This is a genomic window from Paenibacillus sp. JCM 10914 (assembly GCF_001315105.1).
Lineage (GTDB): Bacteria > Bacillota > Bacilli > Paenibacillales > Paenibacillaceae > Paenibacillus_AQ.
In genome coordinates, this window is sequence record NZ_BAZR01000004.1 from 51,338 (window position 1) to 64,589 (window position 13,252).

10 protein-coding genes, 4 pseudogenes and 1 other annotated feature are annotated in these 13,252 nt (G+C 49.6%); of the genes and pseudogenes, 11 read left to right on the forward strand and 3 right to left on the reverse strand.

The features are described 5' to 3' along the window. Positions 1-6 precede the first annotated feature (6 nt). Positions 7-189, forward strand: coding sequence for a hypothetical protein (locus tag JCM10914_RS07510; RefSeq protein WP_023959186.1), 183 nt, complete (start codon positions 7-9; stop codon positions 187-189). A 194-nt stretch (positions 190-383) separates the two neighbouring features. Beyond that, a complete protein-coding gene (gene trmB / locus JCM10914_RS07515) occupies positions 384-1,097 on the forward strand; it encodes a tRNA (guanosine(46)-N7)-methyltransferase TrmB (protein WP_023959188.1) in 714 nt (237 codons plus the stop codon). A gap of 81 nt (positions 1,098-1,178) precedes the next feature. Here the strand turns inward: trmB and JCM10914_RS07520 are convergent. Continuing rightward, positions 1,179-2,307, reverse strand: a pseudogene (locus JCM10914_RS07520) (glycosyltransferase). 655 nt (positions 2,308-2,962) lie between these two features. Between JCM10914_RS07520 and JCM10914_RS07525 the strand changes: the two are divergent. The 5 genes and pseudogenes from JCM10914_RS07525 to JCM10914_RS07545 all read left to right on the forward strand — a co-directional run bounded on the left by JCM10914_RS07525 (position 2,963) and on the right by JCM10914_RS07545 (position 6,066). Then, a pseudogene (locus tag JCM10914_RS07525) lies at positions 2,963-4,199 on the forward strand (glycosyltransferase family 2 protein). A gap of 76 nt (positions 4,200-4,275) precedes the next feature. Then, positions 4,276-4,424: a sequence feature (ribosomal protein L20 leader region), on the forward strand. Between the two features lie 50 nt (positions 4,425-4,474). Beyond that, positions 4,475-4,969, forward strand: coding sequence for a translation initiation factor IF-3 (gene infC / locus JCM10914_RS07530; RefSeq protein WP_023959199.1), 495 nt, complete (start codon positions 4,475-4,477; stop codon positions 4,967-4,969). A gap of 27 nt (positions 4,970-4,996) precedes the next feature. Then, positions 4,997-5,197 (forward strand): 50S ribosomal protein L35, encoded by a 201-nt coding sequence (gene rpmI, locus JCM10914_RS07535; RefSeq protein ID WP_007127239.1) that lies wholly within the window; start codon positions 4,997-4,999, stop codon positions 5,195-5,197. A gap of 30 nt (positions 5,198-5,227) precedes the next feature. Then, positions 5,228-5,587, forward strand: coding sequence for a 50S ribosomal protein L20 (gene rplT, locus JCM10914_RS07540; RefSeq protein WP_023959201.1), 360 nt, complete (start codon positions 5,228-5,230; stop codon positions 5,585-5,587). A gap of 129 nt (positions 5,588-5,716) precedes the next feature. Continuing rightward, a pseudogene (locus JCM10914_RS07545) lies at positions 5,717-6,066 on the forward strand (hypothetical protein). Here JCM10914_RS07545 and JCM10914_RS07550 read toward each other — a convergent pair. Next, positions 6,067-6,513, reverse strand: coding sequence for an N-acetyltransferase (locus JCM10914_RS07550; RefSeq protein WP_023959205.1), 447 nt, complete (start codon positions 6,511-6,513; stop codon positions 6,067-6,069). A gap of 613 nt (positions 6,514-7,126) precedes the next feature. Here JCM10914_RS07550 and ilvB point away from each other — a divergent pair. The 4 genes and pseudogenes from ilvB to JCM10914_RS07570 all read left to right on the forward strand — a co-directional run bounded on the left by ilvB (position 7,127) and on the right by JCM10914_RS07570 (position 12,167). Next, positions 7,127-8,868 (forward strand): annotated as a pseudogene (ilvB, locus tag JCM10914_RS07555) (biosynthetic-type acetolactate synthase large subunit). Between the two features lies 1 nt (position 8,869). Next, positions 8,870-9,355 (forward strand): acetolactate synthase small subunit, encoded by a 486-nt coding sequence (gene ilvN, locus JCM10914_RS07560; RefSeq protein WP_023959211.1) that lies wholly within the window; start codon positions 8,870-8,872, stop codon positions 9,353-9,355. Positions 9,356-9,530: 175 nt separating this feature from the next. Beyond that, positions 9,531-10,523: a ketol-acid reductoisomerase gene (gene ilvC / locus JCM10914_RS07565; RefSeq protein WP_023959213.1), complete on the forward strand. Its 993-nt coding sequence runs from the start codon at positions 9,531-9,533 to the stop codon at positions 10,521-10,523. Between the two features lie 105 nt (positions 10,524-10,628). Beyond that, positions 10,629-12,167 carry a 2-isopropylmalate synthase gene (locus JCM10914_RS07570; protein ID WP_023959215.1) on the forward strand — a complete coding sequence of 513 codons (1,539 nt, stop codon included), beginning with the start codon at positions 10,629-10,631 and terminating at the stop codon, positions 12,165-12,167. An 88-nt stretch (positions 12,168-12,255) separates the two neighbouring features. On the opposite strand, the gene JCM10914_RS07575 is transcribed toward JCM10914_RS07570, so the two are convergent. Next, positions 12,256-13,236 carry an aldo/keto reductase gene (locus tag JCM10914_RS07575; RefSeq protein ID WP_023959217.1) on the reverse strand — a complete coding sequence of 327 codons (981 nt, stop codon included), beginning with the start codon at positions 13,234-13,236 and terminating at the stop codon, positions 12,256-12,258. Between the last annotated feature and the right edge of the window lie 16 nt (positions 13,237-13,252).

Genomic DNA, 13,252 nt, shown 5'->3' on the forward strand with positions numbered 1-13,252 from the left:
TGACGAATGAATTCATCGACAGTTAACAATGAAGGAAGAGACAAAATCGCTGTGGAGCTTACCCCGAACGAAGCATTAGCACTGACCGGCGTGGAGTTCAACTCCAATCGGGACGTGAAGGCTTCGGCACGTCGCAAGATTCGGGCCGCCTTTGAGAAGACGTTTGATTTTACGCCGGACGAAAGGTAGAATGTTCTCAGTTTAACCATCGCGGAACCCCAATTCCAAATATAAGAGAGGGGAACCTCATTCTTTGCGCTGGAGCAGAGAATCAGGTTCCTTTTTCTATGGCTGCTCTTTACATTTACGTCGAACTTCGTCACAATAATGCAGTATCCTAAGATTATTCTAAATTTATTGGAAAAGTGCTGTGGAGGTATGTCATGCGTTTACGCGGGAGAAAAGGTATACGGGAAAATCTGGAGCAACAGGAAGACCTGGTCGTTTTGGACCCCGGTCAATATAGAGGGAAGTGGGCCGAACTGTTCGGCAATGATCTTCCGATTCATGTGGAATTCGGTATGGGCAAAGGTCAATTTATCAGTCAGATGAGTTATAAGCACCAGCAGGTCAACTTTATCGGCGTTGATATGTATGACGAACTGATTCGCCGTGCGAGCGAGAAGGGACGTCTGGCTTGGTCGGAAGAAGAAGTCGAGACGCCGCCGAACCTGAAGCTGGCCTTGTTTAATATTGAGAATGCGGAGCAGGTATTTGCTCCAGGCGAAATTGAGCGGATCTATCTGAATTTCAGTGATCCATGGCCGAAAGCCAAGCATGCTCGTCGCAGGCTCACGCATCCTCGCTTTCTGAACAAATATACACAGATTCTTAATGAGCGAGGCCAAATTCATCTGAAGACCGACTCGGTGACGTTGTTCGAATTCTCTCTGAATTCGTTCGCAGACTATGGTTTGCAGATGACGAACATTTCGCTCGATTTGCACCGGGATGGGCTCAATGAAGAGCATGTCATGACAGAATATGAGACGAAGTTCGTCGGTCAGGGCATGCAGATCCATCGCTGTGAGGTTATGCTTGGTAAGCAGGCGCTAGAAGAATATAGCAAAGATCGGCTTGAGAAATACGGCAATTAAGACTATGAACAGGGTCCTTACTCTATGATAGCGTTTACAACTATTATAATAGAAGAAACGCGTCAAAAAAGGTGTACTCCATCATGAGGAGTACACCTTTTCGTTTTCCAGCATTTCCATGATGCTCCGTGCGCTTTGCATCGGATGAAATCTCTCAATATTCTCCAAATTCCGCAATCGTTGTTCCTGAATCTGCTCATAACGATGGAGCAGCTTGTTCATCCAGCTACCGATAACTTCCAAAGAATGGATAGCTCGCCAAGTCCTTGTGCTGTGAAGTATTGGCAATTCTCTTCTTCCTGTCCCGGAAGCGTTGATGGAATAACATCGGGATTCCTTTGGCCAACCCTTCCGTACAGGTCATGCCGCCTGGCTTGGTGACCAGTAGGTCGGATACCTCCATCAGCTTATCGATCTCGCGCGTAAACCCCAGAATATGAATATGTTTGTGCTGGAAACGCGGGTTTTGTTCCATGGCTTCACGCGCTTCCTCGTTATGGCCCAGGCAGAAAATGATCTGTACATCCTTTCGCCATCTTGTCAGGTAGTCATGTACGACTTCGTCATTCATGATGCCCCATCCACCGCCCATGACCAGTACGGTCGGCATTTCGGTCAAACCGAACCGTTCCCTGATTTCGTTCTTGCCCGGGTGTGTCCAGAAGTCGGGATGGATCGGAATACCGGTCACTTGGATTTTAGCCTGGGATACCCCGCGGTTCAGCAGTTTGCGCTTCACTTCCGGGGTGGATACGAAATAACGGTCGACCTCAGGGCTAATCCATGTATCATGAGCATCGTAATCGGTAATAACGGTACACAGAGGCACATTGGTGCCTAGCCGTTTTAATCGCGAGATGACGGCGCTTGGTATGAAATGGGTACAGACGATAATATCGGGACGAAGCTGGCGGACCACATTCTTCGTGCTTGTATAGAACATGCGGTGCAGTGCCAGTGCCGTGAATCGGTTGAACGATTTCTGATGTCGGTACATATAGCCGACCAGCCTTGGTCTGGTTGTAATGGTTTTGCGATAGGCTGATATGATCATCGGAGCGATTTTGGGATTCAAGAAACTCCCGAGCTCTAGCACTTTGGTCTGTATGTTAGGCGATAATTGACGCAGACTGCTGGAGAGTGCGTGAGCAGCCTGTGTATGGCCTGCACCAAAGCCTTCCGATAAGAGCAGGACTCTTTTTTTAGCCACTAATGTTCACCCGTTCTGCAGCTTTATTCTTTAACTTTAACATATCGGCTTCGGGAAAAGAAATCAACGGTTTGCGGATCAAAAACAAGGGACTTTGGTCCTGGAAGCAATGCGCGACAACGGCAAGCAAACGGACGGGAAATACTACTTAAGGGGCTCGTTAGCAGCGCGGATTATGTAGAAAATCAGGGCCCGCAGTCTTTTGACTTGACCTTAAGTTGTCGCTACAATGATTCAAACAGTCGCCAAAAAGTTTATTTAGAGAGAGAGTGTTTAAACCAAAACTTTTTGGATGCCTGTACCGTTTATTCATTTGACGGAGGATCGTCGAAGAAAAAAATGGGCGGCCAAAGAAATAAAAAGTAAGAAAACAGATGAAAATAAGATCTATAGCCGTTTGAAACGAAGCTTGCTGGCAAACTTAGCAGAAGCTGAGCTCTTTTACGAAGTTTTTCCGTAAATTAGAGCTTTCCACGGTTTTGACAAAAGATTCAAAAGTGTGGAAAATCGTGTATGACGTGCGAACAGCCCCGCGGCACCGAGGCTATTGTAGACCGTTACACAAGTTACAGGGTCATGCATCAACATCAAAAATTAGAGAGAAATAAACACACAACACATTCTCGGGTTATTAAAAAGGGGGTAACGGAGAATCATGACAGACGCCATCTTTATCGCGCTCCAGGTGTTATTGGCCGCGGTGGGTGTGTACCAGTTCGTATTCTCTTTGTTTGGACTGATTAAGAGAAAAAAGAAAGAACACCATGCACCGAATAAATCTTTTGCAGTGCTCGTCGCTGCACATAACGAAGAACAGGTTGTCGGAGCCTTAATGGAGAACCTGAAGCAACTGAATTATCCGAAGCATCTGTACGAAGTATTTGTCATCTGCGACAACTGTACAGACCGTACAGCGGAGATCGTCCGTGCCCATGGGATGAACGCTGCGTGCGTACGAATCAGAATCTGCGAGGCAAGGGCTACGCCATCGAATGGATGCTCAAGGAACTTTGGGCGCTGCCGCGCCAGTTCGATGCGATCGTGATGTTTGACGCAGATAATCTCGCCGATCCGGACTTCCTGGTCGAGATGAACAACGATCTCTGCTCTGGAGCGAAGGTTATCCAAGGATATATCGATACCAAGAATCCGGAGGATTCCTGGATCACTGCTTCTTACGGCGTATCCTACTGGTACATTAACCGTCTATGGCAGTTGTCTCGCAACAACCTGAACATGGCCAACTTTCTTGGCGGAACAGGAATGTGCTTCGAGACCAATCTCTTGAAAGAGATGGGGTGGGGAGCTACGAGTCTCGTCGAGGACTTGGAGTTCACGATGCGCAGCGTTATGCGCGGAGTGTATCCGAAATTCAACTATAACGCCAAGGTATTCGATGAGAAACCGCTGACGTTCAAGCTTCTGCCAGACAACGACTGCGGTGGATGCAAGGGCACTTTACCGTTGCTCGTCGATATTTCTTCCCATTGCTGTGGCGTGCCATTAAAGAACGCAGCATCGTGAAGCTGGATCTGGCACTGTATGGCGTCAACGTCTACATCGTGCTGCTGACATTCTTGTTGACCGCGGTTCTGTGGATCGACAGTTCCTTCTTCAATGGACCGAACATCGCGAATTTGTATGGCTACCTGCCGTTGTGGCTCAGCTTCACCGCGATAGCCGCCAACATCTTCACGTTTATGATCGCCATGGCACTGGAGAAAGTGAAATACAAAAAAGTATACTTGTACCTTGTGCTGTTCCCAATCTATCTCCTGTCGTGGTACCCGATCACGGTATACGCCTTCTTCACGCAGAACAATAAGCAGTGGAGTCATACGGAACATACCCGGGTTGTCCGATTGGAAGAGGTTCAGAGCAAACAAGGCTAATCAAATAAAAGTAAATAGCTGTTGACATGGGACGGTATACTTGATATACTGTCCTAGTCTGTTAAACAGAATATCTGATTGCAAGTAGAAGCGCCGCTTCTCACCTGACCGACATGCGTTGGCTGGTTTGATCACGAAATCAATGAATGGATTCAATTTCATTTGTGAGATGAGTATCAAATAGGGATGACGGTGAACGATCCGTTGTCCCTTTATTTTTTTGCAAACAGGAATTACAAGTAATCTGGAGGTGGAGGACTATCAGTAAGGAACATATGATCAATGACGAGATTCGGGCCAGGGAAGTACGTTTGGTTGGCGCTGAAGGTGAACAAATCGGGATTAAGCCGATTCGTGAAGCACTGCAGATGGCGATTGATCTCAATCTGGATCTGGTGAACGTAGCCCCTCAGGCGAAGCCGCCGGTCTGTCGCATCATGGACTACGGTAAATTCCGCTATGAGCAGCAGAAGAAAGAGAAGGAAGCACGTAAGAACCAGAAGATCGTGGACATCAAGGAAGTTTGGTTCCGCGCGAACATTGAGGAGCATGACTATCAAACCAAGCTTCGCAATGTGGTTAAGTTTCTGAAAGACGGCGATAAAGTGAAATGCTCCGTGCGTTTCCGCGGTCGTGAAATCACCCATGCGAACATTGGCCAGAAGATCCTGGAGCGTGTGAAAACAGAGGTCGCGGATCTTTGCGTCATCGAGCGTCAACCGAAGCTCGAAGGCCGTAGCATGATTATGATTTTGGCTCCTAAAGCCTAAGAGAAATTAGAGGAGGAAGTTACTACAATGCCTAAAATGAAAACACACAGCAGCCTTAAAGGCCGCTTCAAAATCACCGGTACTGGTAAAGTAAAACGCTACAAAGCATACAAAAACCATTTGCTTTCCCACAAATCCAAGCGTGCGAAGCGCGTATTGTCGAACAGCCCTGTTATGGCTCCTGGGGATGTTAAGCGTCTGAAGCAAGGTTTGGCTAACTTGAAATAGTAAACAACAATTATTGGGAGGTCTTTTGATATGGCACGAGTTAAAGGCGGATTTGTCGTTCGTCGTCGACATAAAAAAGTATTGAAGCTTGCGAAAGGTTATTTTGGTTCGAAACACCGCATTTTTAAAACAGCTAACGAGCAGGTTATGAAATCCCTCGTTTATGCATACCGGGATCGTCGTACTACGAAACGTAATTTCCGCAAATTGTGGATCGTTCGTATTAATGCGGCAGCTCGTCTGAACGGTCTTTCCTACAGCAAATTGATGCATGGTCTGAAGCTTGCTGGCGTGGACATTAACCGTAAAATGCTGGCTGATCTGGCTGTAAATGATCTGAACGCGTTCAACTCTTTGGCAACTGTAGCTAAAGAAAAAGTGAACGCTTAATTATACGCGTAATCGAAGAAACCGCCGATAACCTCGGCGGTTTTTTTTATATGCTTGCGGGCGATAAAACAAGCAAGGCCATACTCCCGGGAATAGACTAAACGGTACATTACCTGAGGAGGGAAACTTATGCACAAGCCTGTCAGCAAGGCGAAAGTGAAATCATATGTGGGCAAAGAGATTGTGGCGTATAAGAAAGACGGAAGCTCCGTAACAGGCAAATTGATCCGTGTCAGTGGCAACCGACTGTATGTGGAGCCGAAGACTAACAAGAAAGTACAGGTTAAGGCGATTCTGCCGCTTGCCCTGTTTGATCTGCTCGCTATAGGTACGGCACCAAACGCATTTGGTGGCGGCTATGGCGGTTACGGGGGCTATCCAGCGGATACCCTGGCGGTTATGGGCCTGGACCTGGCTATGGTTATGGTGGGTTCGGACCTGGTTATGGTCCGGGCTTCGGAGGCGGATTTTTCTGGTGATTAAGGGTTCCATGCCTTCTCTAATTCGTAGCATTGACTTGGTGAAATGATGCGCGTTATGGTATACCCAAGTTTCTGATAAAAAGCAAGTCCGGTCTGGTTACCGATATCAACCATTACCTTAGCACGTCTACATCCGCGTGATACAGCGAAACGTTCGGCATGTTCCATCAAACGAACGCCCCATCGTTTTCGCTGTGCTGTGGATGCAACCGCAAGCATATCAATATATAATAACTCGCCATGCATCATGAAGTGGATAAAGGCGAGAATTCTCTCGTCTTGTGTAGAAGCGACCAGCGTGACGCCGCGCCGAAGGCGAGCCGGAATATCCTTGCGGATCGCATCGATTTCCTTCTTGGTCATATGGGAAAGCGGGACGAGTTGAGATTCAATCAACTGCTGGATCATCGGGTCATCCTGCCCCGGTTTTCGATAGCGGATCACCGTTGTTATACCTCCCTTCACCGCAAATGGGAAATCGCTCACTCCATCATATGTGATAGGGAGTAAGAGGGTGTTTTGAGGCATGCTGATGGGGGAATTATGGTGATTGTGAATGAAAACCTTTCATCGGAAGTAAAATAAATGTGTTGACTTCTGGAATGAATGAATCATATAATGTTCCTAAACATTTTAACGAACATATCCAATCGGCAATGATGAGGACGAAGTTTAAAGGGCTCTTTTGCTCAGAGAGTGGATGGATCAGCTGAAACCACCACCATTACCCCTTTTATACGAGCTCACCTCGGAGCTGTTTCCCTGAAAAGTGCTAGTCTATGACTTTACCGCATTAAGTCGTAACAGCGTCTATTAGGGGAAATCGTATAAGTCCACGTTACGGACTGCAGATATTGAGGCACGTGTGTTATGTGCAGCGTTCTTCATACCTGCTGAGGCTATATGCTGCGAGGCATATGGCAAACATGGGTGGTACCACGGAAGCTAAACCTTTCGTCCCTCACACGGAGATAATCCGGGTGTGGCGACGGAAGGTTTTTTTGTTGCTTGGATGAATGGTGAACCAGAATGGCAATTTTTGAGAGGAGGATGACTGATGAGCGCGCAAACACCAGAAGTGCGGTCTACAGAACAATTACGAGAGAAATGGATGAAGCCCGAAGTGATTACCGGATCGGAAATCTTACTTCGGAGTCTTCTGCTCGAAGGTGTCGAATGCGTCTTCGGATATCCAGGCGGAGCGTCCTGTATATCTACGATGCGATGTATGGTTTTGAGGACTTTAACCATGTGCTTACCCGACATGAGCAAGGCGCCATCCACGCTGCTGACGGATACGCCCGTGCAAGCGGTAAGGTTGGCGTATGTATCGCGACCTCAGGACCTGGGGCGACGAACCTCGTAACGGGCATAGCGACGGCTTATATGGACTCGGTGCCAATGGTTGTAATTACCGGTAACGTTGCGACAACCTTGATCGGTACGGATGCTTTCCAGGAAGCGGACATCACTGGCATCACGATGCCAATCACGAAACACAGTTACTTGGTAAGAGACGTTAAGGACCTGCCGCGTATCATTCACGAGGCTTTCCATATTGCATCAACAGGACGCAAAGGACCGGTATTGATCGATATTCCGAAGGATGTATCGGCAGCCACCTGCTTGTTCCAACCGGAGGATCGGATTCAGCTTCGCGGCTATAATCCGCGAACGGTGCCCAATAAACTTCAACTGGATAAGCTGGCCCGCGCGATCGAGGATGCAGAGCGTCCGATGATTCTTGCAGGGGGCGGCGTCATCTACTCCGGTGCACATGAAGGACTGCTTGAGTTCGTGAATAAGACGGGAATTCCGATTACGACCACTCTGCTTGGTCTCGGCGCTTTCCCAAGCGGGCATGACTTATGGACCGGGATGCCTGGCATGCACGGAACGTACACATCGAACCACGGCATCCAGCAATCCGATTTGCTGATTAACATCGGAGCCAGATTCGATGATCGAGTGACCGGGAAGCTGAACGGATTTGCCCCGCACGCCAAAATTGTGCATATCGATATCGACCCGGCTGAGATTGGCAAGAACGTACCAACCGATATTCCGATTGTGGGCGACGTGAAGACCGTGTTTGAAATGCTGAATCCGATTGCGCCTTATGCAGCAAAAGCAGATGCGTGGAGAGATCAGGTCAGTCGCTGGAAAGAAGAATACCCATTCCGCTACGTGGATTCGGATACGGTGCTGAAGCCGCAATGGGTTATCGAACATTTGAATGAAACGACGAAGGGCGAAGCGATTGTCACTACAGATGTTGGTCAGCATCAGATGTGGGCAGCCCAGTACTATAAGTTCAATCAACCGCGTTCTTGGATCACTTCAGGGGGGCTCGGTACGATGGGCTTCGGATTCCCGTCAGCGATCGGTGCCCAGATGGCTCATCCGGATCGGCTCGTTATTTCGGTTAACGGAGACGGCGGGATGCAGATGTGTTCACAGGAGCTTGCAATATGCGCGATCAACAACATCCCGGTTAAGATCGTCGTAATCAACAACCAGGTGTTAGGCATGGTTCGTCAATGGCAGGAACTGATCTATGATAACCGTTATAGTCACATCGACCTTGCCGGCAGCCCGGATTTCGTGAAGCTTGCCGAAGCCTACGGCGTTAAGGGCCTTCGGGCCACAACGAAAGAGGAGGCTCGGAGCGCATGGGCGGAAGCGATGGAAACGCCTGGTCCGGTGCTCGTTGAGTTCGTCGTTGAGAAAGGCGAGAACGTGTATCCGATGGTGACGCAGGGGTCGACAATCGATCAAATGCTGATGGGGGATGCATAAGATGAGTACAAGACATAGCATTGCCGTACTAGTGAATGACCAGCCGGGTGTCCTGCAGCGCGTATCCGGATTGTTCGGACGTAGAGGGTTCAACATTGAGAGCATTACGGTGGGTCAATCCGAAGAATTCGGGTTGTCCCGGATGGTCATCGTAACGACCGGAGATGACACAACGCTGGAGCAGATTGAGAAGCAACTCTATAAGCTGATTGACGTCATCAAGGTTATCAATCTCAGTTCCAAACCGATGGTTGCAAGGGAGCTTGCACTGATCAAAGTCAAAGCAGAACCGTCGGCAAGACCGGAAATCATGGGGGTTGTTGATACCTTCCGTGCTTCGGTAGTCGATATCGGCACTAACAATATGATGGTGCAGGCCGTAGGCGATACGGTCAAGATCGACGCGATGATCGAGCTGCTTAAGCCTTACGGCATACAAGAGCTGTCCCGTACCGGAGTCACGGCGATGATTCGCGGGAATGCGTAAATTAGCGTTACGATAATTATACAATTTATCTGAAGATCGAAGCTTCACATCATAAGATCAGACGCCTGCAAAGATGAGCGGGTGTTTCAGCGGATCACCTATGCTTAGGTCAAGGGTCGGTTGAAATACCCGCTCATCATGAAGGGTCTTTAAAATTAAAGGAGGACTTATACAAATGGCAGTTACAACTTATTATGAACAAGATGCAGAGCTCAGCGTGTTGCAAGGAAAGACAATCGCGGTAATCGGTTACGGGAGCCAAGGGCATGCCCAAGCGCAAAACTTGCGCGACAGCGGCCTTCAAGTCGTAATCGGGCTTCGTGAAGGTAAATCCTTCGATAAAGCCAAGAATGATGGATTCGAAGTGCTTCCTGTGGCAGAAGCGGTTAGCCGCGCTGACGTTGTGCAAATTCTGATGCCGGATGAGACGCAAGCGTCCGTATACAAGAACGACATCGAGCCTAACCTGAAAAAAGGCGCAGCCCTGATGTTCTCCCACGGATTCAACGTTCATTTTGGCCAGATCGTGGCTCCTAAAGAGAACGATGTTCTCCTCGTAGCACCTAAATCCCCGGGACACATGGTTCGTCGTACTTATGTGGAAGGCTTCGGCGTACCTGGATTGATTGCGATCGAGAAGGATGCGACTGGACAAGCTAAACAAATCGGTCTCGCTTATGCAAGAGGTATCGGCTGTACGCGTGCAGGCGTTATCGAGACAACCTTCCGCGAAGAAACCGAAACTGACTTGTTCGGTGAGCAGGCTGTATTGTGCGGTGGTGTTTCCGAATTGGTGAAAGCTGGATTTGAAACGTTGACAGAAGCTGGATATGCGCCAGAAATGGCATACTTCGAGTGTCTGCATGAACTGAAGCTGATCGTAGACATGATCTATGAAGGCGGACTTGCAAGCATGCGCGATTCGATCAGTAACACTGCTGAATATGGTGACTATGTAACAGGACCTCGTATCGTTACAGAAGACACGAAGAAAGCAATGAAAGCTGTTCTTACAGATATTCAACAAGGTAAATTCGCACGCGACTTTATTCTGGAGAACCAATCCGGCCGTGCATTCCTGACTGCTACTCGCCGCAATGAGTCCGAGCATCCGATCGAAGTTGTGGGTGCAGAACTTCGTGAAATGATGCATTGGATCAAGAAATAGGAATATATAGAATTCATAAGGATATAAGCAGCCGGCGGCAGGGTTAATCAATGAACCTGCCGCCGGATGTTTACGTCAAGCGATAAACTTCAAGGAGGTGCCGACATGCGAAAGATTTATGTCTTTGATACAACGCTTAGGGACGGGGAACAATCACCTGGCGTTAACTTGAACACTCGGGAAAAGGTGGAGATCGCCCTTCAGCTCGAAAAGCTGAAAATCGACCGCATGGAAGCGGGGTTTCCAGCCGCGTCACCGGGTGACCTTGCTGCTGTAAATGCTGTAGCGCGTGCCGTTAAGGACGTAACGGTTATCGGACTCTCCCGTTCGCGCGAGAATGATATTGATGCGGTACGTGAAGCGCTTCAAGGAGCACAGGATCCGTGCATTCACGTATTTCTTGCTACTTCTCCGATCCACCGTCAGTTCAAGCTGCGAATGGAGAAGCAACAGGTGCTTGAAACCGCACAAGCTTCCATCCGCTATGCGAAGAAGTATTTCTCGAAGGTAGAATTCTCCCTGGAGGATGCGGGCCGGACAGAATTGGATTTCATGGCCGAAGTCGTAGCGATGGCGGTGCGGGAAGGCGCAAGCGTGGTTAATATTCCGGATACGGTCGGATATTTGAATCCGTCTGAGTACGGGGCGATCTTCAAATATTTGAAAGAGAGCGTTCCGGATATCGAGAAGGTCCAGCTCAGTGCTCACTGTCACAACGACCTTGGGATGGCAACGGCGAATACGTTGGCTGCGATTCTGGGCGGTGCCGATCAGATCGAGGGAACCATCAATGGGATCGGCGAACGTGCCGGCAACACCGCAATCGAAGAGATTGCGATGGCACTGGAGACGCGTGCTGAATTCTTCGGTGCGAAGACCGGACTCGTCCTTACAGAAATTGCCCGGACCAGCCGTCTTGTGAGCAAACTGACCGGGATGGTCGTTCCTGGGAATAAGGCCATCGTTGGAGCGAACGCATTCGCCCATGAATCCGGTATTCATCAGGATGGCATGCTGAAGGAGAAGACGACTTACGAGATTATGACGCCGGAGTCCATTGGGCTCAAGGAGAGCAAGCTGGTGCTCGGCAAGCACTCCGGTCGTCATGCGTTCCGTGAGAAGCTGCTTGATCTTGGTTATGAATTGAATGAAGAGCAGGTAAATGAGGCGTTCGCCAAGTTCAAAGTGTTGGCAGACAAGAAGAAGGAAGTCTCCGATGAGGACATTCAGGCAATTCTGGAGGAGAAACTCATCGATACGCCTGAAGTATTTAAGTTGGAGACCATCTTTGTTACTTACGGCAATGAAGCAACGCCTACGGCGCGTGTCCGGATTGCCACTGCCGAACAGACGATTGAGGAAGAAGCCGAGGGGAACGGCTCCGTTGATGCGATCTATAACGCGATTGACAAGGTGACGGGCGAGGACGTGACGTTGGCCGATTATTCGATCAAATCGGTAACGCATGGCAAGGATGCTCAAGGCGAAGTGCACGTCGTGCTGTCACAGAACGATGTGGCTGCACAAGGGCGCGGATTGAGCACGGATATCCTGGAGGCGAGCGCGCGAGCTTACGTTGATGCCGTCAATGTGCTGATCGAGAAGCGCAAGACGTTCAGCCGCCGGGAGCGCGCGACACTGTAGTTTTCCTGATTACAATACGTAAATAACAAACGAGGAGCCACTGTGATCAGTGGCTCCTCGCTTGTTATTAATAGGTGGACCGGATATTCTACCAGGCGTAAGCTTGCGGAGCGACGCCGCCGGGACCTGGAAAGATTTCGTCCAGCCGTTTCATGGCGGACTCGTCCAGTTCTACCTCCAGAGCGCGCAGGGAGCTTTCGAACTGCTCCAAGGTGCGCGGCCCGATAATCGGACCGGTCACAGCCGGATTCTGGAGTACCCATGCCAGCGCTACATTGTCCTGAGGCTCGCCAAGCTCTTGACACAGCGCGGCAAACTGCTCCAATTGAGGGCGCAACTGCTCTACGCGCTTGGCATTGCCGCCGCTGCGTGTGCCTTCGATCTGCTTCAACGCATTGCGTCCAAGCAATCCGCCGTCAAGCGGACTCCACGGAATGACGCCGAGTCCAAGCTTCTGCGAGGCAGGCAGCACTTCGAGTTCGGGCAAGCGGCAGGTTAAGCTGTATTTGTGCTGCTCGGACACCAGGCCGAGAAAATGGCGCTGCTGCGCAGCAGCTTGAGCGACCGCGATCTGCCAGCCTGCGAAGTTGCTGGACCCGACATATCCGATTTTCCCTTGATGCACGGCTACCTCGAATGCTCCCCACAGCTCGTCCCACGTAACGGAGAGATCGCTATGATGCATCTGGTACAGTTCGATATGATCCGTCTGTAAGCGAGCGAGCGATGCCTCAAGATGGCGTCGGAGCTTATAACTGGACAAGCCTGCTTCATTGTTGGGGCCATCCAGCGGATCGCTCATGGAACCGTAGAACTTGGTAGCCAGAACGACTTTTTCCCGCCGGCCCCCGCCTTGCTTGAACCACCGGCCGATGATCGTCTCGGTCAGTCCCGAGTTCTCGCCCCAACCGTAAATGTTAGCCGTATCAAAAAAATTAACGCCAGCGTCGAGCGCGGCATCCATAATGCGGAAAGCTTCTTTCTCATCGGTGGCAGGACCGAAGTTCATTGTCCCTAAGCATAAGCGACTTACTTTCATACCGGATTTACCGAGAGCGGTGTATTGCATAATCCATGATCACTCC